The sequence below is a fragment of the Caballeronia sp. AZ7_KS35 genome, from assembly GCF_023631045.1.
Lineage (GTDB): Bacteria > Pseudomonadota > Gammaproteobacteria > Burkholderiales > Burkholderiaceae > Caballeronia > Caballeronia zhejiangensis.
Map to the genome: position 1 here is coordinate 568,901 of NZ_JALQDV010000001.1, position 21,756 is coordinate 590,656.

The window sequence follows — 21,756 nt, forward strand, 5'->3', positions numbered from 1 at the left end:
GGCAGTCGCGGGCCGTAAACATCTGAAACTAAAGGGCTTTCGGGGGGAGTGTCCATTGTGCTCAGATTCCAGATTATGAAATCGTCTTCCACCATGCAAATCTTCTTGCTTTGCAGCATGACCGTGCCTATACTCGTTTCTGTCTCCTCCACCTCCTCCTTTGGTGGATTAAGCCCGAGCCAAGCTGCTCGGGCTTTTTTTCGTCCTCGCGCCTGTCGAAGCATTCTTTTGACGCGGCGACCAAATTCCCTTTATAATTCAAAGTTCTCTTCGCCACACGCCCGCGGAGAGAGGCTTGTGAGAGCCTGCACGCGCCCGGTTTCGACCTGAGGCACTCATATAAGCAGGGCCGAACAAGACACAGTTCAAGGGCAGATCAATTTTTTGGATCGATCATGAAGACGTTTTCCGCAAAAGCCGAAGAGGTGACGCGCGAATGGTACGTGATTGACGCGACGGATAAGGTTCTCGGCCGTGTCGCCAGCGAAGTGGCACGCCGTCTTCGCGGCAAGCACAAGCCTGAATTCACTCCGCACGTCGACACCGGTGATTTCATCATCGTCGTCAATGCCGGCAAGTTGAAGGTCACCGGCAACAAGACCACGGACAAGAAGTACTATCGTCACTCGGGCTACCCGGGCGGCATCTACGAAACGACGTTCGGCAAGATGCAAGAGCGTTTCCCGGGCCGCGCGCTCGAGAAGGCTGTCAAGGGCATGCTTCCGAAGGGTCCGCTCGGCTACGCGATGATCAAGAAGCTGAAGGTCTACGCCGAAGCAACGCATCCGCATACGGCTCAACAGCCTAAAGCGCTCGAGATCTAAGGGGAGCCCACATGATCGGTAACTGGAACTACGGTACGGGCCGCCGCAAGAGCGCCGTCGCTCGTGTCTTCATCAAGTCGGGCAAGGGCGAAATCATCGTCAATGGCAAGCCCATCGCCGACTACTTCTCGCGTGAAACGTCGCTGATGATCGTGCGCCAGCCGCTCGAACTCACGAACCACGCCACCACGTTCGACATCAAGGTCAACGTGAACGGCGGCGGCGAGACGGGTCAAGCCGGTGCGGTTCGCCACGGCATCACCCGCGCGCTGATGGACTACGACGCTACGCTCAAGTCGCAACTGTCGAACGCAGGCTTCGTCACGCGTGACGCGCGTGAAGTGGAACGTAAGAAGGTCGGTTTCCACAAGGCACGCCGCCGCAAGCAGTTCTCGAAGCGTTAAGCGCTTCTTGCCGGACGGGTTCCGGCGAAGCTGCAAAAGCCGCCCGCACGCCCTGTGCAGGCGGCTTTTTTCGTTTTGGCGCGTTTGGGCTGGACCATGTCGAATTTTCATATAGCCCATTGATTCCATGGACATTCGGCACGATATTGAGATCAGCCCTACAATAGCGGCTAGAAGCTTAATTGGAGAATTCGAATGAGCGCTGTCAGCGACACCCCCACGACCGAAATGCCGATGCCGTTCGTCTTCACCGACGCGGCCGCGGAAAAGGTCAAGTCATTGATCGATGAAGAAGGCAATCCGGATCTGAAGCTGCGCGTGTTCGTGCAAGGCGGCGGCTGCTCGGGTTTCCAGTACGGTTTCACGTTCGACGAAGAAGTGAACGAAGACGACACCGTCATGGACAAGGCTGGCGTGCAGTTACTCGTCGATTCGATGAGCTATCAGTATCTCGTCGGCGCGGAGATCGACTATAAGGACGACATCAACGGCGCCCAGTTCGTCATCAAGAATCCGAACGCCACGACGACTTGCGGTTGCGGTTCGTCGTTCTCGGTCTAAGCGTGCATTTCTGACGCTGAAGAAAACGGAGCCTCAGCGGCTCCGTTTTTTGTTAACGCGGATAAATCGCGCCGAGCACGCGCTCGCCCGCCGCGCCCGTCACCGCGGGCAGATTGCCCGGCTCGCGCGCGACACAGCGCATCGCGAGCCACGCGAAAGCAAGCGCTTCCACTTGTTGCGGCGGCACGCCGAGCGCCTCGGTCGTCATCACGGGAACGCCTGCGATTTTGCTGTCTTCAAGCGCCTGCTGGAGCATCTTCATCAACACAGGATTGCGTGCGCCGCCGCCGCACACGTACACGGCGCGCGTGTCCGGCGCGTGTCGCGCGATCTCGCGCGCGACGGTCGTCGCGGTGAGGGCCGTGAGCGTCGCCTGGACATCGGCGGGAGCGAGGTTCGCGAAGGCTGCGAGCTTCGCGTCCATCCACGCCGGATTGAACAGATCGCGCCCTGTGCTCTTCGGCGGCGCGAGGTCGAAAAACGGTTCGTCGAGCAGCGCGTCGAGAAGCGATTGATCGATTCGGCCTTTGGCTGCGAACTGCCCGCCGTCGTCATAGGCGCGCTGTGTGTGGCGCAAAGCCCATTCGTCGATCAGCGCGTTGGCCGGGCCGCAATCGAAGCCGCGCACGTCTCCGTTCGCCGCGAGAATCGTGATGTTGCTGATGCCGCCGAGGTTGCACACGACGCGCGTCTCGTTCTTTTCGCCGAACACGGTCGTGTGGAACGCCGGCACGAGCGGCGCGCCCTGGCCGCCCGCGGCGACATCGCGGCTGCGGAAATCGGCGACCACGTCGATGCTGGTCATCTCAGCGAGCAACGCCGGATTGTTGATCTGCCGTGTGTAGCCTTTGTCAGGCCGATGCCGCACCGTCTGTCCGTGCACGCCGATCGCGCGCACCTTCGTCGCCGAGCATCCGCTCATGCTCTGCAGTTCGTGGCAGCAGACGGCATAGCGTGTCGCGAGCGCATTCGCGGCGAGCGCTTCGCGTTCGAGTTCGTTGTCGCCGGGCGACTGCAATTCGAACAGCGCATCGCGCAAGCCTTTGGAAAAGGAGACATGCGCCTCGCCGAGCACGACGGGCGGCTTGCCCGTCGCGAACTGGACCGCGACACCATCGACGCCGTCCATGCTGGTTCCGGACATCAAACCGAAGTACACGCCGTCCGCCTTGCCGGTTTCGATTGCTTCGGTTTTCTTTCCCACGCTGATCTCCTCGTCGATGCCGATGTTGCCAATCAGCGGCGATTATCCGCGTTACGGGGCGAATCGTTAAGACGCGATTCCACACTCCTGAGCGCCGAATGCCGCGCAAAACCGCGCGATCAGACACGAAAGGGCGCGAATGCCCGCGTCATCGCGTAAAATCGTGAGCCTGAACAAGCAATTGCGCGCGATTTCGTCATTTTCCGCGCCCCACTTCTCGACGCGGCATCTGCGCAGGCCACGCCACCGCATCGCCGGTCATCGAACCCTTTTGACTTCACAAGCCGCAAGCATGACCACTGATTCCAACGCGCCCAGCTTCCCGATCACCGAAGATGTCAAAAGCGCGCTCGCCATCGCCAAGCGCGGCTGCGACGAACTGCTGATCGAAGACGAGTTCGCGCAGAAGCTCGCGCGAAGCGCCGCGACGGGCAAGCCGCTGCGTATCAAGCTCGGCCTCGATCCGACCGCGCCCGACATTCACATCGGCCATACGGTCGTGCTGAACAAGATGCGCCAGTTGCAGGATCTCGGCCACCAGGTCATTTTTCTGATCGGCGATTTCACGTCGCTGATCGGCGATCCGTCTGGCCGCAACGCGACGCGCCCGCCGCTCACGCGCGAGCAGATCGAGATGAACGCGAAGACGTACTTCGAGCAGGCGGCGCTCGTGCTGGATCGCGAAAAGACCGAAATCCGCTACAACAGCGAATGGTCGATGCCGCTCGGCGCCGACGGCATGATCAAGCTCGCATCGCGCTACACGGTCGCGCGCATTCTTGAGCGCGAGGACTTCACGAAGCGCTTCCAGGGCGGCGTGCCCATTTCGATCCACGAATTCCTCTATCCGCTGATGCAGGGCTACGATTCCGTCGCGCTCAACGCGGATCTCGAACTCGGCGGCACGGACCAGAAGTTCAATCTGCTCGTCGGCCGCGAGTTGCAGAAGCAGTACGGCCAAGAACAGCAGTGCATTCTGACGATGCCGCTGCTCGAAGGTCTCGACGGCGTCGAAAAGATGTCGAAGTCGAAGAACAACTACGTCGGCATCAGCGAGAAGCCGACCGAGATGTTCGGCAAGCTGATGAGCATTTCGGACGTGCTCATGTGGCGTTACTTCGAACTGCTGTCGTTCCGCCCGATGAGCGAAATCGAAGGCTACAAGCGCGAAGCCGAAGGCGGCCGCAATCCGCGCGACTTCAAGGTGATGCTGGCGCAGGAAATCGTCGCGCGCTTTCACTCGCCGGCGGATGCCGAGCGGGCGCTCGAAGACTTCAATCATCGCGCAAAGGGCGGCGTGCCCGACGACATTCCGACTGTCACGCTCGCAGGCGCGCCGGTCGCGATCGGCCAGCTGCTCAAGCAGGCGGGACTCGTGCCGTCGACGAGCGAAGCGCTGCGCAACATCGAGCAGGGCGGCGTGAAGATCGACGGCGCGACGGTCTCCGACAAGGGGCTGAAGGTCGAAGCGGGCGAGTTCGTCGTGCAGGTGGGCAAGCGCCGCTTCGCGCGCGTCACGCTGACGGCGTAAGCCGATGATCGCGCTCATTCAGCGTGTGAAGCGCGCCGATGTGCGCGTGGGCGAGCGCGTGACCGGCGCGATCGACGCGGGCCTGCTCGCGCTGGTCTGCGCCGAGCGCGGCGACAACGAAGCCGCCGCCGACAAGCTGCTCGCGAAGATGCTCGGCTACCGCGTGTTCAGCGATGCAGCGGGCAAGATGAATCTCTCGGTGCAAGGCGTTGCCGGCGGCTTGCTGCTCGTCTCGCAGTTCACGCTTGCCGCCGACACGAACAGCGGCTTGCGCCCGAGCTTCACGCCCGCCGCGCCGCCCGACGAAGGCAAGCGGCTCTTCGATTATTTCGTGACGCAAGCGCGCGCGAAGCATCTCGTCGTCGAAACGGGCGAGTTCGGCGCGGAAATGCAGGTGTCGCTCGTGAACGACGGGCCAGTCACTTTCTGGCTTCAGGTACGACCATGACGACTCAGGTTCTCTTTATTCGACACGGCGAAACCGACTGGAACCGCATCAAGCGCATTCAAGGGCATATCGACATCCCGTTGTGCGAACATGGCTTTCTGCAGGCGGAACAGCTCGGCCGGCGTCTGGCGCACGACGGGCGCATCGATGCGGTCTATTCGAGCGATCTGCAACGCGCGCAGCAGACGGCGCGTCCTTTCGCGGATGCGCTCGGGCTCGACGTGCGGTTATCGGAGAACTTGCGCGAGCGTTTCTATGGCGCGTTCCAAGGCCACGATAGCGACGAGATCAACGACAAGTTTCCCGCCGAATATATCGAATGGCAGACGCGCGACCCCGGCTTCTCGCCCCCCGGCGACGGTGAATCGCAGCGCGTGTTTTATCACCGCATCCTGCATGCGATGGAACCGATCGTCGCGGCGCACGCGGGCGGGCGCATCGCGGTCGTCGCGCATGGCGGCGTGCTCGATTGTGTGTACAGGTTCGCGATGAACCTGCCGTTGCAGGAGCCGCGCAACTGGCCGCTGCTCAATTGCAGCGTGAACGTGGTGGACTATGCCGATGGCGGCGCGAAGGTCGCGTCGTGGGGCGATATCGCGCATCTGTCGACGGACACGGACGACGACAATCTGCGCAAGCGGGCCTAGCCGTTGTTCGTATCCCAAAGATCCCGAATCGGCCCCGCATCCGGCGCAGCAAGACCGAAGTGCCGATACGTGAGCATCGTCGCGACCCGTCCGCGTGGCGTGCGCTGCAAAAAGCCCTGCTGAATCAGATACGGCTCCAGCACGTCCTCGATCGTGTCGCGCTCCTCGCCGATAGCCGCAGCGAGGTTATCCACGCCGACCGGCCCGCCATCGAACTTGTGCAGGATGGCTTCGAGCAGCTTGCGGTCCATCAGATCGAAGCCGACGGGATCGACGTCGAGCATTTTCAGCGCTTTGTCGGCGACGTCGGCGGTGATCATGCCGTTCGCCTTTACTTCGGCGTAATCGCGCACGCGGCGCAGCAGCCGGTTCGCGATACGCGGCGTGCCGCGCGAGCGCTTTGCGATTTCCAGCGCGCCTTCCGGCACGATCTCCGCCTTCAACAACGACGCGGATCGCGACACGATGCGCGCCAGTTCGCTCGCGTTATAGAACTCCAGCCGCGACACGATGCCGAAGCGGTCGCGCAGCGGGTTCGTCAGCATGCCCGCGCGCGTGGTCGCGCCGACTAGCGTGAACGGCTGCAGATCCAGTTTCACGCTGCGCGCGGCCGGCCCTTCGCCGATCATGATGTCGATCTGATAATCCTCGAGCGCCGGATACAGGATTTCCTCGACGACCGGCGAAAGCCGATGAATTTCGTCGATGAACAGCACGTCGTTCGCTTCGAGATTCGTGAGCAGCGCGGCGAGATCGCCCGCGCGCTCGAGCACCGGTCCCGACGTCTGCCGCAGATTCACGCCCATTTCCCGCGCGATGATGTGCGCGAGCGTCGTCTTGCCGAGACCCGGCGGCCCGAACAGCAGCACGTGATCGAGCGCTTCGGAACGGCGCTTCGCCGCCTCGATGAAGATTTCGAGCTGGCCGCGCGCCTTTTCCTGCCCGATGTATTCATCGAGCTTGTGCGGACGCAGTGCGCGCTCGAACGCTTCCTCGTTCGGCGAGACGGGCGAGGCCGAGATGACGCGTTCGGCGGCGAGTTTGTCGGTTTCGATCATTTTTCGATTGTACAGCGAGCTTTTGCGCGACGAAGCTGGCCGAATGGCCTAGGCAATCAGCCCTTCGAAAGCGCCTTCAACGCCAGCTTGATGCCCTCGGACACGCCCGTTCCGGCCGGCACGTTCTTGACCGCGGCGAGCGCTTCCTTCTCCGAATAGCCGAGCGCGAGCAGTGCGTTGAGAATGTCGGACGCGTGATCGGACTGCGAAACCGTGCCCGCGATCGCGCCGAGATCCGCGCCGAGCTTGCCTTTCAGTTCGAGCAGCAGGCGCTCCGCCGTCTTCTTGCCGATGCCCGGCACGCGCGTGAGGCGCGCGGCGTCCTGCGTCGTCACGGTTTGCGAGAGTTCGTGCACGCTCATGCCCGAAAGCACCGCGAGCGCCATGCGCGCGCCGATCCCGCTGATCTTCAGCAACTCGCGGAACGTCGAACGCTCCTGCGCGGTGAGAAAACCGTACAGCAGATGCGCGTCCTCGCGCACGATCAACTGCGTGAGCAGCACGACCTTCTCGCCGGCATTCGGCAGGTTGTAGAACGTGCTCATCGGCACGTCGATTTCGTAGCCGACGCCGTTGCAATCGACGAGCAAATGCGGCGGATTTTGTTCCAGCAGAACGCCGGCGATGCGACCGATCATGTTTGGTATTCGTAGAGGAAATTAGCCGATGAGACGACCGCGCCGCACGCGCAAGCCCTTCTTGGCCAGCCCCGGCGCGATGCCGCCCAGGGCCGCGAGGCCGGTGCCGCCGTGCGCGTGACAGATCGCCATGCCGAGCGCATCGGCGGCGTCGGTGCCGGGCACGCCGGAAAGCGACAGCAGACGCACGACCATCTGCTGCATCTGTTCCTTGGTCGCGCGTCCGTAGCCGACGACCGCCTGCTTCAGTTGCAGCGCCGTGTATTCGGCAACCGGCACGCCGCTCGCGACGAGCCCGCAGATGGCCGCGCCGCGCGCCTGCCCGAGGAGCAGCGTCGACTGCGGATTCACGTTGACGAAGACTTTCTCGATCGCCGCCTGATCCGGATTGTGCTGCGCGATGAGCGTCGAGATGCCGCTGAAAATGGTGTTGAGACGCGAAGGCAGATCCGCCTCGGCCGTCTTGATGACGCCGCTCGTCACGTAGTTGAGCGTGTGCCCCGTCTTCTCGATGATGCCGAAGCCCGTCACGCGCAGGCCGGGGTCGATGCCAAGGATTCTCATTCGTTCGCGTTTCGCGGCTCGTTGAAACTAAAAAGGCCTGTTTGCGCCGTTCGAAGCGCAAACAGGCCAATCTTAAATGAAGCGGCCGCGATCAATGGCGGAAATGACGCGTGCCCGTGAAAATCATCGTGATGTTGTGCTCGTCGGCGGCGGCGATCACTTCGTCATCGCGCATCGATCCGCCTGGCTGGATCACGCAGGTAGCGCCCGCGTTCACGACGACATCGAGGCCGTCGCGGAACGGGAAGAACGCATCCGATGCCACCGCCGAACCGTTCAGCGTCAGACCGGCGTTCTGCGCCTTGATGCCCGCGATGCGCGCCGAATCCACGCGGCTCATCTGGCCTGCACCGACGCCCATCGTCATGCCGTTCGCGCAGAACACGATCGCGTTCGACTTCACGAACTTCGCGACGCGCCACGCGAACATCAGATCGTCCATTTCCTTCGGCGTCGGATGACGCTTCGTCACGACGCGCAATTCGTGCGGCTGCACGTTCTTCGCATCGAGCGATTGCACGAGCAGACCGCCGCCGACGCGCTTCAGATCGAACGCGTTGTGGCCGTCGCCGAGCGCGATCTGCAAGAGACGCACGTTCTGCTTCGCCGCGAACACGGCGCGCGCCGCCTCGCTGAACGACGGCGCGATCAGCACTTCGACGAACTGCTTCGCGACAGCCTGCGCCGCCGCTTCGTCCACTTCACGATTGAACGCGATGATGCCGCCGAACGCCGAAGTCGGGTCCGTCTGGAACGCCTTCGAATACGCTTCGGCCGCATTCGCGCCGAGCGCCACGCCGCACGGATTCGCGTGCTTGATGATGACGCACGCCGGCGCGTCGAACGTCTTCACGCACTCCCACGCGGCGTCCGAATCTGCGATGTTGTTGTACGACAGTTCCTTGCCCTGCAACTGCTCGTAGTTCGCGAGCGCGCCGGCCGGCACGCTCAGATCGCGATAAAAGGCCGCGTTCTGATGGGGATTCTCACCGTAACGCAAATCCTGCACTTTCTCGAACGCGAGATTGAACGTCGCCGGATACGTATTGCGGCTCGAATGCTGCAGCTCTTCGGTCAGGCTCGTCAGATAGTTCGTGATCGCGCCGTCGTACTGCGCTGTATGCGCGAAGACTTTCGTCGCGAGACGGAAATTCGTCTTGTAGCCGACGTTGTTGCCGTTCGCGCGCATCTCGTCGAGGACGGCGGCGTAATCGGCCGGATCGACGACGACCGTCACGTCGCGATGATTCTTCGCCGCCGAGCGCAGCATCGTCGGACCGCCGATGTCGATGTTCTCGATCGCGTCTTCCAGCGAGCACTCTTCCTTCGAGACCGTCTGCACGAACGGATACAAATTCACCACCAGCAGATCGATGGTCGGAATGTCGTGCTTTTCCAGCGCGGCCATGTGCTCGGGCAGGTCGCGGCGCGCGAGAATGCCGCCGTGAACCTTCGGATGCAGCGTCTTCACGCGCCCGTCGAGCATTTCCGGAAAGCCGGTGTAATCGGCGACTTCGGTCACGGGCAGGCCCGCGTCGGCGAGCAGTTTCGCCGTGCCGCCGGTCGAGAGGAGCTTGACGCCAAGCGCCGACAGCGATTTGGCGAAATCGACGATGCCGGATTTGTCGGAAACGGAGAGGAGCGCTTGCTTGATCATGATGAACACTGAAACCGAAAAGGGAAACCAGGCCGGACCAAGGCGCGCGCCTCAGTCCGATGAATCAAATCAATCCGTGCTGCTGAAGCTTCTTGCGTAAGGTGTTGCGGTTGATGCCGAGATACTCGGCCGCGAGCGATTGGTTTCCGCCCGCCTGCTCGAGCACCACTTCGAGCATCGGTTTTTCCACGCACGAAATCACCATGTCGTACACGTCGTGCGGGTTGGAGCCGTCCAGGTCCTGAAAATAGTTGTCGAGGCTCTGGCGGACGCATTGTTCGATGTTATGTCTGCTCATGCGGCAATCAGTCGGTCTGTCGTGTTGTTGAGCCCGCCGCACGATTCTTCCCCGTCCGCGTCCTCGGCGTCACCGGCCTCGTCCACATAGACGAGACGGTCCGACAACGCCTTTTGCGCGTCAAAGAATTCGTTGACAGCGAGCAATTGTTCTTTGGTCGTGTCCAGCGTATTCATCCGGTGCCGGAAGGTGTTGGCGCCGGAAAGGCCGCGAGTGTACCAGCCGATATGCTTGCGCGCAGTCCGAACGCCCGTGAATTCCCCATAAAAGGCGTAGTGATCTTCGAGGTGCTCGTTCATCACCTGCTGGATCTCGTCGATGCGCGGCGGCGGCAGGCGCTCGCCGGTATTCAGAAAGTGTTCGATCTCGCGAAAGAGCCACGGACGGCCCTGCGCCGCGCGGCCGATCATGATGGCGTCGGCGTGCGTGGCGGCGAGCACGTCGCGCGCTTTCTCGGGCGTGGTGATGTCGCCGTTCGCGACCACCGGAATCTTCACCGACGCCTTCACTGCCGCGATGGTTTCGTACTCCGCGTCGCCCTTGTAGAGATCGGCGCGCGTGCGGCCGTGGACGGTGAGCATCGAAATGCCGGCTTCCTGCGCGATCCGCGCGATGGTCAGCGCGTTCTTGTTCTCGCGATTCCAGCCCGTGCGAATCTTGAGCGTGACCGGCACCGCGTCCGGCCCCACGCCGACCGCCTGGACGACGGCCTCCACGATGCGCGCGACCAGCGGCTCGTTCTGCAGCAGCGCGGAACCCGCGGCCACGTTGCAGACCTTCTTCGCCGGGCAGCCCATATTGATGTCGATGATCTGCGCGCCGTTCGCGACGTTGTGGCGCGCGGCCTCGGCGAGCATCTGCGGATCCGCGCCCGCGATCTGCACGGAAATCGGCTCGACCTCGCCCGCATGGTTGGCGCGGCGCATGGTCTTCTCGCTCTTCCACAACTGCGCGTTCGACGCGACCATCTCCGACACCGCGTAGCCCGCGCCCATGCGCTTGCAGAGCTGCCGGAACGGGCGGTCGGTGACGCCTGCCATCGGTGCGACGAACAGGTTATTGCGCAGGACGTGTGAACCGATTGTGGGCATGAAGGCTAAACGATCCGCGCTGTCGGTGCCGGCGAGAAGCCGCGTCAGGCGGATGCAACGTTGCTGAAGGGGAAACAGCTATTTTAACGCGAAGAGCGTGCTGAAATTAAGAGCAATCGCGTGCAAGTCATTAAATCTTCTATGAAAGAACGGCCGGCCATAGAGGATAAGTTCCCGGACTTCGCCTGGACGATTGCCCTTTTTTCGTGCTCGATCAGCGCCTTTGACCGAACATCATCTGACGGGCGAGGGCCGTTTTTACCGGCGGAAGGAATTCGAGAGCGGTCAGCGCGAGGCCGCGCATCGCCGCAAACGGCGGGAAATCGACCGTGAAGATGCGCGCGAGCGTATCGGTGGCGCCGATCGTCAGGCGCCGGTCCAGCGCACGGCGCTGCGCGAAACGGGCGAGCGCGAGCGGCCGGGGACCGTCGGCGGACAGCGCGTCGGTGAGCGCGAGCGCGTCGCGCAGGCCGAGATTCAGGCCCTGTCCGGCAACCGGATGCAGCGTCTGCGCGGCATTGCCGATCGCGACGGTGCGCCGGTCGACGAGCACGTCGAGCGCGGTCAGCCCGAGCGGAAACGCCGCGCGTGACGCGATGCGCGTGAAACGGCCCATGCGCGTGCCGAACGCAGCGCCGAGTTCGGCGAGGAAAGTGTCGTCGTCGAGCTGCATGCGGCGCGCGGCTTCGTCGGGCGAGCAGCACCAAACGAGCGAATAATCCGCGTGACGCTGGCCGCCGCACGGCAAAAGCGCGATCGGCCCTTCCGGCGTGAAGCGCTCCCACGCGACATTCGCGCGCGGATCGGACACGCTTACCGTGCCCACGATGGCCGTTTGCCCGTAATCGCGCGCGCGGCGCTCATCGGATGACTCGCCTTTCTGATAAAGACCGCCTTCCGCGTTCACGAGCACTTTCACGCGGACGGAGCGCTCGCCTTGCGCCGATTGCAGCGGCAAGGTGACGCCGTCGTTGTCCTGCAGCGGCGCGAGCGCGGACGTGTCGGTGAGCCAGTCGACCTTCGTTGCGCGCACCGCATCGGCGAGCGCGCCGACGAGCGAACCGTAGCGCACCACGTAACCCAGTTCGGGCAACTCGTGCTCGTCGTGCTCGATCAACGTGCGGCCGAAATGCCCGCGCTGCGAGACATGGATGCGGCGGATCGGCGTGGCATCGCCCGGAAAGCCGAGCGGCTGCAGCATCACGCGGCTTCCGTGCGAAAGCGCGAGCGCGCGCGGATCGTTGGCGGCGGCTGCGGGCGTGCGCGCGTCGATCAGCGCGATGGACAGCCGTGACGTCGCGCTGCGCCGGGCAAGCCAGCCGGCGAGCGCGAGCCCGACCGGCCCCGCGCCGACGATGGCGATGTCGTAATCGAAATGCGGTTCGATGCCTTGAACGTCGCTCATGGTCAATTTGCGTTTGATTCGCGCATCAGCGCTTCGATTTCGTCGGCGGCGACGGGCACTTCGCGCGTGAGCAACTCGCAGCCGTTTTCGGTGACGATGGCGTCGTCCTCGATGCGAATGCCGATATTCCAATATTGTTCCGGCACGTCTTCGGCAGCGCGCACGTAGAGACCCGGCTCGATCGTGAGCGCCATGCCGGGCGCGAGCGCGCGCCATGGTCGTGCGCCTTGCTCGTCGAGCGGGCCGTCGGCTTCGCGGTATTCGCCCGCGTCGTGCACGTCCATGCCGATCCAGTGTCCCGTGCGATGCATATAGAAGCGCGCGTAGGCACGTTGCGCGAGGACGTCGTCGACGCTGCCGAACTTCGCCTTGTCGAGGATGCCGGTATCGAGCAGGCCTTGCGACAGCACTTTCAACGCAACCTGATGCGGCGCGTCGAAGCTGACGCCGGCGCGTGTGACATCGATGGCCGCGGCTTGCGCGGCGAGCACGATTTCGTACAGTTCGCGCTGCGCCGGAGTGAAACGGCCGCTAGCGGGGAACGTGCGCGTGATGTCGGATGCGTAGCCGTCCAGTTCGCACGCGGCGTCGATGAGAATCAGGTCGCCGTCGCGCGCGATCGCGTTGCCAGCCGGATAGTGCAGCACGCAGGCGTTCGCGCCCGCCGCGACGATCGATCCATACGCCGGCGACTGCGCGCCGTGGCGGCGGAACGTGTACAGCAATTCGGCTTCGATTTCGTACTCGCGCATGCCCGGGCGGCACGCGCGCATCGCGCGACGGTGCGCTTCGGCGGAGATCGATGCCGCGCGGCGCATGATCGAGATTTCGTGCGCGTCTTTCACGAGCCGCATCTCGTCGAGAACCGGCAGCAGGTTCTCCGCGCGGGCGGGAACGCGCACGCCGGTGCGGCTTTGCGCGCGCACGGCGGCGAGCCAGGCGCGCACCCGGGCATCCAGTTCCGCCGATGTGCCGAGCGCGTAGTGAAGCGCGGGCTTGTCGGCGATCATGCGCGGCATCTCTTGGTCGATCGAATCGATGGCAAACGCGGCGTCGAAGCCGAAAGCGTCGCGCGCGGCGTCGGGGCCGAAGCGGAAGCCTTCCCAGGTTTCGCGCTCCGCGTTCTTCTCGCGACAAAAAAGGATCGACACGGGCTCGCCATCCTGCGCGCTCGCGTTCAGCACGAGCGTCGCTTCGGGTTCGTTGAAGCCCGTCAGATAGTAGAAGTAGCTGTCGTGACGGAAAGGGTAGTCCGTGTCGCGGTTGCGCATGACTTCCGGCGCGGTCGGCACGATGGCGACGCCGCCGCCGCGTGCACGCAACGCGGCGAGCACGCGCTCGCGACGCGCACGGAAAATGTCGACGGCGATGGGGCTGGCGAGTTCGGTCGATGAGTTCATGCGCCGATTGTAGCGCCGGCTTCACGATGCGCGCACTCGGCCATTCGACATAGGCCAAAACGACGGCGACGCGTGAATTTGCCTATGCCATTCGGCCTAGTGGCGCGGCGAGTGACCGCGCCGCATACTCATTCGCCAGCGGGACGATTGCGCACGCTGCCCGCGATCAGATCGAAGCGAAACAGGCGGCATTCCAGCGCGCCGTTGAAAAGCGGCGTTTTCGTCGATTCGCGCAGCCGCAGCAAGCCCGGCAACTTGCGGTCGGACGTGAGCACGTAGGCGCGCCATCCCGGAAAGCGCTGTTTGAGCGCGTTGCCGAAGGAGACGAAGAACTCGGTGTCGGCCGGATCGGGTTGCGCGCGGGCGAAGGCGTCCTCGTCTTCGCGGCGGGAGCGCGCCGTATCGCGAATTTCGCCGCGCGGGCCGCGTCCGCGCACTTCGATACGCTCGCCGTACGGCGGATTCGCGATCAGAATGCCGGGCGCGTCGGTCGGCGGGACCATATTGCGGGCATCGACTTGCTTGAGCGAAAGGTCGGTGATGCCCGCGCGGGTCAGGTTCGCGCGCGCTTTTTCGAGCATATCGCCGGAAATGTCGCTGCCGAAGATGCTCAACTCGGCTTGCGACGCACGCGCGGCGCGGCGTTGTTCGAGCGCGGCCGTCTTGAGCTTCTGCCACATGCCGGGATGGAACGGCTTCAGCTTTTCGAAGCCGAAGCGCCGATCGTTGCCCGGCGCGATGTTGAGCGCCGTTTGTGCGGCTTCGGCGAGGAAGGTGCCGCTGCCGCACATCGGGTCGAAGAGCGGCGTGCCGGGCGTCCATCCGGTCAGGCGCAGAATGCCCGCGGCGAGATTCTCGCGCAGCGGCGCGGCGCCCTTGTCCAGGCGCCAGCCGCGTTTGAAGAGCGGCTCGCCGGAGGTATCGAGATAGAGCGTGCACTCGTTCAGCGTGAGGAACGCGAACACGCGGACGTCGGGCTGGGCGGTGTCGATGCTCGGGCGCGCGCCGGCCACGTCGCGCAGGCGATCGCAGACGGCGTCCTTCACGCGCAGCGTCGTGAATTCGAGGCTTTTCACCGGCGATTTGATTGCGGTGAGATCGACGCGCATCGTCTGGCTGGGCGTGAACCATTGCTCCCAGCGCTGACGATGCGTGAGTTCGTAGATGTCTTGCTCGTTGCGATAGGGGCCTTGCGCGACTTTGAGAAGCACGCGGCTCGCGATGCGCGAATGCAGATTCGCCGCCATGCCCGCGACCCAGCCGCCCCGAAAGTGCACGCCGCCGGGCACTTGCGTGCCGACGATCAGCGATCCGCCGCCGGAAAGGGGCGCGTCGGCCACGTGCCTTTCCCCGATCTCCGCCAACTCGGCGGCAAGCGGTGCTTCGAGACCGCGCGGGCAGGGGACGAACCAGTCGAAGAGGGGGGAGGCCATGTGGTGCTTTTTCGGACGTGTAAAGGCGGTATTGTACGCGGGGTGTTACAGCTGGCATGCGGTGCGGTTTCGTTGCCGGAAAAAGAAAGCGCCAGCTTCCTCGAATGCGGAAGCTGGCGCGATCGGTTCGGGGGATTCGAACCGGCTTGGCGCCTAATCCACCGCCTTCATCATCTCCTCGACCACCTTCTTCGCGTCCCCGAACACCATCATCGTCTTGTCCATATAGAACAGTTCGTTGTCGAGGCCGGCGTAACCTGCCGCCATCGACCGTTTGTTCACGATGATCGTCCGAGCCTTGTACGCTTCGAGAATCGGCATCCCCGCGATCGGCGATTTCGGATCGGTCTTCGCGGCCGGGTTGACGACGTCGTTCGCGCCGAGCACGAGCACCACGTCCGTCTGACCGAACTCGCTATTGATGTCCTCCATCTCCTGAACCATCTCGTACGGCACTTCGGCTTCCGCCAGCAGCACGTTCATGTGCCCCGGCATCCGCCCCGCGACGGGGTGAATCGCGTACCGCACATCGATGCCTTTCTCGACCAGCTTGTCGGTCAGCTCCTTCAACGCGTGCTGCGCGCGCGCGACCGCGAGGCCGTAACCCGGCACGATCACCACGCTTTCCGCGTTGCCGAGCATGAACGCGGCGTCATCGGCGGAACCGGATTTGACGGGGCGCTGCTCCGTCGATCCGCCCGCCGCCGCACCGCCCGCCTCGCCGCCGAAGCCGCCGAGAATCACGTTGAAGAACGAGCGGTTCATTGCCTTGCACATGATGTACGACAGAATCGCACCCGACGAGCCGACGAGCGAACCCGCGATGATCAGCATCGGATTGTTCAGCGAGAAGCCGATGCCCGCCGCCGCCCAGCCCGAGTACGAGTTCAGCATCGACACGACCACGGGCATGTCCGCGCCGCCGATCGGAATGATGATGAGCACGCCCAGCGCGAACGCGATGATCGTCATGATGATGAACGGCAGCCACGATTCGGTGAGCATGAAGATCACGCCGAAGCCGATCATCGCGATGGCGAGCAGCAGGTTGATCAGATGCTGTCCCGAGTACGTGACCGGCGCGCCCTGAAAGAGCCGGAACTTGTACTTGCCCGAGAGCTTCCCGAACGCGATGACCGAGCCCGAGAACGTGATCGCGCCGACAAACGTGCCGATGAACAACTCGACCCGATTGCCATACGGAATCGGCTCGCCGAGCGGTGCGAGCCCGAACGCGGCGGGCTCCGCCACGACACCATAGGCGATGCAGACAGCCGCGAGACCGATCAGCGAATGCATCGCCGCGACGAGCTCGGGCATCTTCGTCATCTCGACTTTTGCCGCGATGTACGCGCCCGCGCCGCCGCCGATGATCAGCGCGACGAACAGCAGCGACAGCCCGAGCGCGAGATTCGCTTCGAGAAACGCGGCCTGCTTCACGATCAGCGCGAGCGTGGTGAGAATGGCGATCGCCATGCCCGCCATGCCGAACGTATTGCCGATGCGCGCGGTCTTCGGATTCGACAAGCCCTTCAACGCCTGAATGAAGCACACCGAGGCGATGAGATACAGGAGAGTAACGACGTTAAGGCTCATTTACGCGCCCTCCTTGCTCGTGATCTTCTTGGGCTCTTTCTTCTTGAACATCTCGAGCATTCGCCGTGTGACGAGAAAGCCGCCGAACACGTTCACGGCCGCGAGCAGCACCGCGAGCGTGCCGAAGAACTTGCCCGCCGCGCCGACCGTCAGGCCGACAGCCAGCATCGCGCCGACGATGACGATCGCCGAAATCGCGTTGGTCACGGCCATGAGCGGCGTATGCAGCGCTGGCGTGACGTTCCACACGACGTGGTAGCCGACGTAAATGGCCAGCACGAAGATGATGAGGTTGATCACCGTGTGATTGATGACATCCATGTGCGTCTCCGTTCAGGCCGTGGCGCGGGCGAGTTGTCCGTCGCGGCACTGGAGCGTGGCCGCGACGATATCGTCCGCGAGATCGATGTTGAGCGTGCCTTCCTTCGTGATGATCAGCTTCAGGAAGTCGAGAAGATTGCGGGCGTAGAGCGCGGAGGCATCGGCGCCGACCATCGAAGCGAGATTCGTGTGGCCGACGATATGCACGCCGTGCTTCATCACCACCGTGTCGACTTCGGTGAGCGGACAGTTGCCGCCTTTCCTGCCCTCGAACTCGGGACCGCGTCCGGCGGCGAGATCGACGATCACGGAGCCCGGCTTCATGTGCTTCACCGTTTCGACAGAAATCAGCGTCGGCGCGGGGCGGCCGGGAATCAGCGCCGTCGAGATGACAATGTCCGCCGCCTTCGCACGTTCGTGCACCTGCGCCGATTGCCGCGCGAGCCAGCTCGGCGGCATCGGGCGCGCGTAGCCGCCCACGCCTTCCGCCGCTTCCCGTTCCTCATCGGTTTCAAACGGCACGTCGACGAACTTCGCGCCGAGCGATTCGATCTGCTCCTTCACCGCCGGACGCACATCGGATGCTTCGACGACCGCGCCCAGACGCTTGGCCGTCGCGATTGCCTGCAAGCCCGCGACGCCTGCGCCGAGCACGAGCACGCGCGCCGCTTTCACGGTGCCGGCGGCGGTCATCAGCATCGGCATGAAGCGCTGGTAATACTGGCAGGCCATCAGCACGGCCTTGTATCCGGCGATGTTCGCCTGCGAAGACAGCACGTCGAGACTCTGCGCGCGCGTCGTGCGTGGCGCGGCTTCGAGCGCGAACGCAGTGACGCCCGCCGACGCGAGCCGCGCGGTGTTCTCTGTATTGAAAGGATCGAGCATGCCGATGAGCACGGCGCCCGGCTTGAGCATCGCCAGTTCGCTTTCGCTCGGCGATTGCACCTTGAGGACGATCTCGGCGGAAAAGGCCGTGGCGGCATCGACGAGATCCGCGCCTGCTTGCGCGAACGCATCGTCGATATAGCTTGCCGGCAAGCCCGCGCCGCTCTGGACAGAAACACGATGTCCTTGCGTGACGAGCTTTTTGACCGTTTCGGGCGTGGCGGCGACGCGCGCCTCGTTCGCCCGCGTTTCAGCAGGCACTCCAATGTGCATCTTGTAATCCTCCTGTCTTTGTTGCCTTTTTCGCCCGGGCAAGGCTTAGGAAGGCTTAAGGCTGAGTTTTATTTCAAATGCTGGAACTGACGGCTATCTCAACTGTAACCGAAGATTGCACGCGCAAGAATCCGATCCGGCACCCGTTCCGTTTTGCCACAGTCAGCGCTTTCCCTTAGTCCGCGTGCGCGAGATCTGTGCGAGGACGGTAAAATATCTCACCATGAAATCAGACACTTGGGCCCCCCACGTTACGGTGGCTGCCATCATCGAAAAGGATGGTCGTTTCCTCGTCATCGAGGAGCACACGTCGGCAGGGCTGCGAATCAACCAACCGGCCGGTCATCTCGAAGCGGGCGAAACGCTCGTCGATGCCGTGGTCCGCGAGGCGCTCGAAGAAACGGCGCATCGCTTCGAGCCGGAGGCAATCGTCGGCGCGTATATGACGCACTTCGCGCGGCCGGGGCGCGACGTCACGTATTTGCGTTTCACGTTTTGCGGCAAGTCGCTCGGCGAAGAAGCAGGCCGCGCGCTCGACGAAGGCATCGTGCGCGCGATGTGGCTCAGCGCGGACGAATTGCGCGCATCGGTCGACCGGCATCGGACGCCGCTCGTGATGAAGTGTGTCGACGATTATTTATCCGGGCGGCGCGTCCCGCTCGATTTCATCCATACGCATTCGGTCGCGCCGGTGGTGCGGGCGTGATATCCCTATGAGCAAGAAACGAGTAGTGGTGGGCATGTCGGGCGGCGTGGATTCGTCCGTAACGGCATGGCTTCTGAAGGAACAGGGCTACGACGTCGTCGGCCTTTTCATGAAGAACTGGGAAGACGACGACGACGGCGAATACTGTTCGACCCGTCAGGACTGGATCGACGTCGTTTCCGTCGCGGATTTGATCGGCATCGACGTCGAAGCGGTCAACTTCGCCGCCGAATACAAGGACCGCGTGTTCGCCGAGTTTCTGCGCGAATATTCGGCCGGCCGCACGCCCAATCCGGACGTGCTTTGCAACGCCGAAATCAAGTTCAAGGCGTTCCTCGATCACGCGATGTCGCTCGGCGCGGAAACCATCGCGACGGGACATTACGCGCGCGTGCGCGAGCGCGATGGACTTTTCCAGTTGCTCAAGGCAACGGATTCGACGAAGGATCAGTCGTACTTTCTGCATCGATTGAATCAGGCGCAACTGTCGAAGACGCTCTTTCCGCTCGGCGAAATCCCGAAGACGAAAGTGCGCGAGATCGCCGCGCAAATCGGCCTGCCGAACGCCAAAAAGAAGGATTCGACCGGCATCTGCTTCATCGGTGAGCGGCCGTTCCGCGAATTCCTGAACCGCTATCTGCCGACAAAGCCCGGCCCCATGAAGACGGCCGAAGGCAAGATCGTCGGCGAGCATATCGGGCTTGCGTTCTACACATTCGGGCAGAGAAAGGGCATCGGCATCGGCGGCGCGAAAGACGGCAGCGGCGAACCGTGGTTCGTCGCGGGCAAGGACATGGCGTCGAACACGCTCTATGTCGTGCAGGGGCACGATCATCCGTGGCTGCTGTCGCCGACGCTCGTGGCCGGAAACACGAGCTGGGTCGCGGGTTTCGCGCCGAAAGAGGGCGCGGCGTGCGGCGCGAAGACGCGCTATCGGCAGCAGGATGCGGCGTGCCGCTTCGCCAACGCGGACGATGGCCGTTTCGCGCTTCATTTCGACGACGCACAGTGGGCCGTGACGCCGGGACAATCCGCCGTGCTGTATCAGGAAGACGTGTGTCTGGGTGGCGGAATCATCGAACACGCGGCGGCTGGGCACGAGTCGCCGCAAGTTGCGGCGCTCGCTGCGGCGCGTTGAGCATCTCCGGCGGCAAACGAGCGATCAGCTCCGACTTCGGTCGGGGCTTTTTTCTATCGATCCGATAAAAATTTTTTTGAAACAGTCGCTTGATCGTCTATCTAGTAGTAGATAATTAACGCACACCGAATGCAGGGACAATTGCAGAGATACGCGAAATGGACAAGAACACGGTACGCGACGCTTTACTGGATCACGCTCAGACGCTGTTGATGACACGCGGCTATAACGGCTTCAGTTTTCGCGATTTGTCCGAACTGGTCGGCGTGAAAACGTCGAGCATTCACTATTATTTCCCGACCAAGGAAGATCTCGCGCTCGAAGCGGTGAATGCGTATAGCGCCGACGTGATGTCGACGATCTACGCGATCGACAGCTCCGCCCCGGCCGACAAGAAACTCGACCGCTATACGAAGCTATTTGGAAGGATCATCGGCGACGGCAATCAGATCTGTCTGTGCGGCATGCTTGCGTCGGATATCGAGTCGCTGCCGGAGAAAGTACGGCACGCGGTGCAATCGTTCTACAAGGCGAATGAAACCTGGCTGGCGAAAGTTCTGGCCGAAGGCGAAGCGCAAGACACGCTCGACGCTGGCGGAAAGCCTGAAGCGGCGGCACGCACCTTGTATGCGGCGTTTCAGGGGAGTTTGCTTGCATGCCGCCTGTTTCAGACGCGGTCGCGGCTTGAAGAGGTCGCAGACGCATTTCGGCGGTAGATAAGCCTGTGGATAACCTTGTGAAAAACCCCTGAACTGGGCGTTGATTATCTACCGTTGAGTAGATAGATTTTGGCGGAATAGAGCATTTCTCTGACCCGATTCGTCGTTCGAACCATGTCGCCGCACGCGGACCGATGGTTTCTGGAAGAAAAGGGGTTTGGGAGAGAATCGGTCGATCGCGCCCTTCGCCGGTGATCTATCTAGCAGTAGATAATCTTCGATCCCACTTTGCGCTTCCGAGTGCGCCGGAAGCTCCCGCCGCGCGCGGGAGCTTGGTCCAAGAAAGGAATCAGACCGGCGCGGTATCCACGAACGACTGACGCTGCGAAATACGCGCGTAATACTTGTCGAGATTCGGATGTGCGTCGCGCCAGTTCAGATCGGGCATACGGAAATCGAGATAGCCCAGTGCGCAGCCGCAGGCGATATCCGAAAGCGTGAAGCGATTCGCCGAGCACCATTGCTTCGAGCCGATGCCGCGCGCCATCGCGCGCAAGCCGTCTTCGATCTTGTGACGTTGCCGCGCGATCCATTTGTCGCTGCGATGTTCCTCTTCGCGCAACACGCCTTCGAGACGGATCAGCACGGCGGCGTCGAGCATGCCGTCGGCGAGCGCTTCCCAGCAGCGCACTTCGGTGCGCTCGCGCCGCTCCTGCGGCAGCAGCTTGCCGACCGGCGTGAGCGTGTCCACGAACTCGCAGATGACGCGCGAATCGAATACCGCTTCGCCGTCGTCGAGAATGAGGCACGGCACTTTACCGAGCGGGTTGTAGTCGTGGATCTTCGAATCGGATGCCCAGACGTCTTCGAGCACCAGTTCGCAGTCGATCTTCTTTTCCGCCATGACGATCCGCACCTTGCGGACGAATGGGCTGGGGTGCGAACCGATCAGTTTCATCATCTAATTTTCACGTTGATTCGAAATGCGGGCGTCGACGATCTTAACCGGCGCGCG

At 62.9% G+C, this 21,756-nt stretch carries 23 protein-coding genes; 9 read left to right on the plus strand and 14 right to left on the minus strand.

Annotated features, from left to right (window positions below):
- Positions 1–395: 395 nt before the first annotated feature.
- From rplM to erpA, 3 genes are all read left to right on the plus strand, one after another.
- Positions 396–824 carry a 50S ribosomal protein L13 gene (gene rplM / locus NCT05_RS02750; RefSeq protein ID WP_008351572.1) on the plus strand — a complete coding sequence of 143 codons (429 nt, stop codon included), beginning with the start codon at positions 396–398 and terminating at the stop codon, positions 822–824.
- An 11-nt stretch (positions 825–835) separates the two neighbouring features.
- Positions 836–1,228, plus strand: a complete 393-nt coding sequence (gene rpsI, locus NCT05_RS02755) for a 30S ribosomal protein S9 (protein ID WP_008351569.1) — start codon at positions 836–838, stop codon at positions 1,226–1,228.
- A 195-nt stretch (positions 1,229–1,423) separates the two neighbouring features.
- A complete protein-coding gene (gene erpA / locus NCT05_RS02760; protein WP_008351567.1) occupies positions 1,424–1,789 on the plus strand; it encodes an iron-sulfur cluster insertion protein ErpA in 366 nt (121 codons plus the stop codon).
- A gap of 52 nt (positions 1,790–1,841) precedes the next feature.
- Here erpA and NCT05_RS02765 read toward each other — a convergent pair whose 3' ends face one another.
- Positions 1,842–2,972 (minus strand): anhydro-N-acetylmuramic acid kinase, encoded by a 1,131-nt coding sequence (locus NCT05_RS02765; RefSeq protein ID WP_033536581.1) that lies wholly within the window; start codon positions 2,970–2,972, stop codon positions 1,842–1,844.
- Between the two features lie 313 nt (positions 2,973–3,285).
- On the opposite strand from NCT05_RS02765, the gene tyrS reads away from it, so the two are divergent.
- The 3 genes from tyrS to NCT05_RS02780 are packed head-to-tail and all read left to right on the plus strand — an operon-like array spanning position 3,286 to position 5,619.
- Positions 3,286–4,524 carry a tyrosine--tRNA ligase gene (gene tyrS, locus NCT05_RS02770; protein ID WP_008351563.1) on the plus strand — a complete coding sequence of 413 codons (1,239 nt, stop codon included), beginning with the start codon at positions 3,286–3,288 and terminating at the stop codon, positions 4,522–4,524.
- Between the two features lie 4 nt (positions 4,525–4,528).
- The gene (gene dtd, locus NCT05_RS02775; protein WP_250501705.1) at positions 4,529–4,972 is read left to right on the plus strand and encodes a D-aminoacyl-tRNA deacylase; all 444 of its coding nucleotides are present in this window, start codon (positions 4,529–4,531) and stop codon (positions 4,970–4,972) included.
- On the plus strand, positions 4,969–5,619 hold the full coding sequence (locus NCT05_RS02780) for a histidine phosphatase family protein (RefSeq protein ID WP_250501706.1): 651 nt from the start codon (positions 4,969–4,971) through the stop codon (positions 5,617–5,619). Before dtd ends, NCT05_RS02780 begins: the two co-directional genes overlap by 4 nt.
- Here the strand turns inward: NCT05_RS02780 and ruvB are convergent.
- The 12 genes from ruvB to NCT05_RS02840 all read right to left on the minus strand — a co-directional run bounded on the left by ruvB (position 5,616) and on the right by NCT05_RS02840 (position 18,238).
- Positions 5,616–6,677, minus strand: coding sequence for a Holliday junction branch migration DNA helicase RuvB (gene ruvB, locus NCT05_RS02785; RefSeq protein ID WP_008351556.1), 1,062 nt, complete (start codon positions 6,675–6,677; stop codon positions 5,616–5,618). The genes NCT05_RS02780 and ruvB overlap by 4 nt on opposite strands.
- Before the next feature lie 56 nt (positions 6,678–6,733).
- The gene (gene ruvA, locus NCT05_RS02790) at positions 6,734–7,315 is read right to left on the minus strand and encodes a Holliday junction branch migration protein RuvA (protein WP_250501707.1); all 582 of its coding nucleotides are present in this window, start codon (positions 7,313–7,315) and stop codon (positions 6,734–6,736) included.
- Positions 7,316–7,336: 21 nt separating this feature from the next.
- Positions 7,337–7,879, minus strand: a complete 543-nt coding sequence (gene ruvC, locus NCT05_RS02795; RefSeq protein WP_008351552.1) for a crossover junction endodeoxyribonuclease RuvC — start codon at positions 7,877–7,879, stop codon at positions 7,337–7,339.
- Positions 7,880–7,970: 91 nt separating this feature from the next.
- Positions 7,971–9,536 carry a bifunctional phosphoribosylaminoimidazolecarboxamide formyltransferase/IMP cyclohydrolase gene (purH, locus tag NCT05_RS02800; protein WP_250433661.1) on the minus strand — a complete coding sequence of 522 codons (1,566 nt, stop codon included), beginning with the start codon at positions 9,534–9,536 and terminating at the stop codon, positions 7,971–7,973.
- Positions 9,537–9,600: 64 nt separating this feature from the next.
- On the minus strand, positions 9,601–9,834 hold the full coding sequence (locus tag NCT05_RS02805; protein ID WP_008351548.1) for a Fis family transcriptional regulator: 234 nt from the start codon (positions 9,832–9,834) through the stop codon (positions 9,601–9,603).
- Entirely contained in the window at positions 9,831–10,925 is a 1,095-nt protein-coding gene (gene dusB / locus NCT05_RS02810) for a tRNA dihydrouridine synthase DusB (RefSeq protein ID WP_034470615.1), read from the minus strand. The genes NCT05_RS02805 and dusB overlap by 4 nt, the downstream gene beginning before the upstream one ends.
- Before the next feature lie 214 nt (positions 10,926–11,139).
- Entirely contained in the window at positions 11,140–12,330 is a 1,191-nt protein-coding gene (locus NCT05_RS02815) for a UbiH/UbiF/VisC/COQ6 family ubiquinone biosynthesis hydroxylase (RefSeq protein WP_008351543.1), read from the minus strand.
- A gap of 2 nt (positions 12,331–12,332) precedes the next feature.
- On the minus strand, positions 12,333–13,730 hold the full coding sequence (locus tag NCT05_RS02820) for an aminopeptidase P N-terminal domain-containing protein (protein ID WP_250501708.1): 1,398 nt from the start codon (positions 13,728–13,730) through the stop codon (positions 12,333–12,335).
- Positions 13,731–13,858: 128 nt separating this feature from the next.
- Positions 13,859–15,163, minus strand: coding sequence for a THUMP domain-containing class I SAM-dependent RNA methyltransferase (locus NCT05_RS02825; protein WP_033536536.1), 1,305 nt, complete (start codon positions 15,161–15,163; stop codon positions 13,859–13,861).
- A gap of 153 nt (positions 15,164–15,316) precedes the next feature.
- On the minus strand, positions 15,317–16,759 hold the full coding sequence (locus NCT05_RS02830; RefSeq protein ID WP_008351540.1) for an NAD(P)(+) transhydrogenase (Re/Si-specific) subunit beta: 1,443 nt from the start codon (positions 16,757–16,759) through the stop codon (positions 15,317–15,319).
- The gene (locus NCT05_RS02835; protein WP_008351539.1) at positions 16,760–17,080 is read right to left on the minus strand and encodes an NAD(P) transhydrogenase subunit alpha part 2; all 321 of its coding nucleotides are present in this window, start codon (positions 17,078–17,080) and stop codon (positions 16,760–16,762) included.
- Positions 17,081–17,092: 12 nt separating this feature from the next.
- Positions 17,093–18,238: a Re/Si-specific NAD(P)(+) transhydrogenase subunit alpha gene (locus tag NCT05_RS02840; protein ID WP_034470619.1), complete on the minus strand. Its 1,146-nt coding sequence runs from the start codon at positions 18,236–18,238 to the stop codon at positions 17,093–17,095.
- 223 nt (positions 18,239–18,461) lie between these two features.
- Here NCT05_RS02840 and NCT05_RS02845 point away from each other — a divergent pair, with 223 nt between their 5' ends.
- The 3 genes from NCT05_RS02845 to NCT05_RS02855 all read left to right on the plus strand — a co-directional run bounded on the left by NCT05_RS02845 (position 18,462) and on the right by NCT05_RS02855 (position 20,798).
- Positions 18,462–18,944, plus strand: a complete 483-nt coding sequence (locus NCT05_RS02845) for an NUDIX hydrolase (protein ID WP_175979798.1) — start codon at positions 18,462–18,464, stop codon at positions 18,942–18,944.
- A 7-nt stretch (positions 18,945–18,951) separates the two neighbouring features.
- The gene (gene mnmA / locus NCT05_RS02850; protein ID WP_250501709.1) at positions 18,952–20,082 is read left to right on the plus strand and encodes a tRNA 2-thiouridine(34) synthase MnmA; all 1,131 of its coding nucleotides are present in this window, start codon (positions 18,952–18,954) and stop codon (positions 20,080–20,082) included.
- A 158-nt stretch (positions 20,083–20,240) separates the two neighbouring features.
- Positions 20,241–20,798 (plus strand): TetR/AcrR family transcriptional regulator, encoded by a 558-nt coding sequence (locus NCT05_RS02855; protein WP_034470623.1) that lies wholly within the window; start codon positions 20,241–20,243, stop codon positions 20,796–20,798.
- Between the two features lie 292 nt (positions 20,799–21,090).
- Here NCT05_RS02855 and NCT05_RS02860 read toward each other — a convergent pair whose 3' ends face one another.
- The gene (locus tag NCT05_RS02860; RefSeq protein WP_250501710.1) at positions 21,091–21,702 is read right to left on the minus strand and encodes a glutathione S-transferase C-terminal domain-containing protein; all 612 of its coding nucleotides are present in this window, start codon (positions 21,700–21,702) and stop codon (positions 21,091–21,093) included.
- Positions 21,703–21,756 lie beyond the last annotated feature (54 nt).

Bases quoted from the DNA above. Each gene is read 5' to 3' on its own strand.
- rpsI (WP_008351569.1), top strand. From the start codon at position 836: ATGATCGGTAACTGGAACTACGGTACGGGCCGCCGCAAGAGCGCCGTC.
- NCT05_RS02845 (WP_175979798.1), top strand. From the start codon at position 18,462: ATGAAATCAGACACTTGGGCCCCCCACGTTACGGTGGCTGCCATCATC.
- rplM (WP_008351572.1), top strand. From the start codon at position 396: ATGAAGACGTTTTCCGCAAAAGCCGAAGAGGTGACGCGCGAATGGTAC.
- mnmA (WP_250501709.1), top strand. From the start codon at position 18,952: ATGAGCAAGAAACGAGTAGTGGTGGGCATGTCGGGCGGCGTGGATTCG.
- dtd (WP_250501705.1), top strand. From the start codon at position 4,529: ATGATCGCGCTCATTCAGCGTGTGAAGCGCGCCGATGTGCGCGTGGGC.
- erpA (WP_008351567.1), top strand. From the start codon at position 1,424: ATGAGCGCTGTCAGCGACACCCCCACGACCGAAATGCCGATGCCGTTC.
- ruvC (WP_008351552.1), bottom strand. From the start codon at position 7,879: ATGAGAATCCTTGGCATCGACCCCGGCCTGCGCGTGACGGGCTTCGGC.
- purH (WP_250433661.1), bottom strand. From the start codon at position 9,536: ATGATCAAGCAAGCGCTCCTCTCCGTTTCCGACAAATCCGGCATCGTC.
- NCT05_RS02820 (WP_250501708.1), bottom strand. From the start codon at position 13,730: ATGAACTCATCGACCGAACTCGCCAGCCCCATCGCCGTCGACATTTTC.
- NCT05_RS02780 (WP_250501706.1), top strand. From the start codon at position 4,969: ATGACGACTCAGGTTCTCTTTATTCGACACGGCGAAACCGACTGGAAC.
- dusB (WP_034470615.1), bottom strand. From the start codon at position 10,925: ATGCCCACAATCGGTTCACACGTCCTGCGCAATAACCTGTTCGTCGCA.
- NCT05_RS02805 (WP_008351548.1), bottom strand. From the start codon at position 9,834: ATGAGCAGACATAACATCGAACAATGCGTCCGCCAGAGCCTCGACAAC.
- ruvB (WP_008351556.1), bottom strand. From the start codon at position 6,677: ATGATCGAAACCGACAAACTCGCCGCCGAACGCGTCATCTCGGCCTCG.
- NCT05_RS02815 (WP_008351543.1), bottom strand. From the start codon at position 12,330: ATGAGCGACGTTCAAGGCATCGAACCGCATTTCGATTACGACATCGCC.
- tyrS (WP_008351563.1), top strand. From the start codon at position 3,286: ATGACCACTGATTCCAACGCGCCCAGCTTCCCGATCACCGAAGATGTC.
- ruvA (WP_250501707.1), bottom strand. From the start codon at position 7,315: ATGATCGGTCGCATCGCCGGCGTTCTGCTGGAACAAAATCCGCCGCAT.
- NCT05_RS02840 (WP_034470619.1), bottom strand. From the start codon at position 18,238: ATGCACATTGGAGTGCCTGCTGAAACGCGGGCGAACGAGGCGCGCGTC.
- NCT05_RS02835 (WP_008351539.1), bottom strand. From the start codon at position 17,080: ATGGATGTCATCAATCACACGGTGATCAACCTCATCATCTTCGTGCTG.
- NCT05_RS02825 (WP_033536536.1), bottom strand. From the start codon at position 15,163: ATGGCCTCCCCCCTCTTCGACTGGTTCGTCCCCTGCCCGCGCGGTCTC.
- NCT05_RS02855 (WP_034470623.1), top strand. From the start codon at position 20,241: ATGGACAAGAACACGGTACGCGACGCTTTACTGGATCACGCTCAGACG.
- NCT05_RS02830 (WP_008351540.1), bottom strand. From the start codon at position 16,759: ATGAGCCTTAACGTCGTTACTCTCCTGTATCTCATCGCCTCGGTGTGC.
- NCT05_RS02860 (WP_250501710.1), bottom strand. From the start codon at position 21,702: ATGATGAAACTGATCGGTTCGCACCCCAGCCCATTCGTCCGCAAGGTG.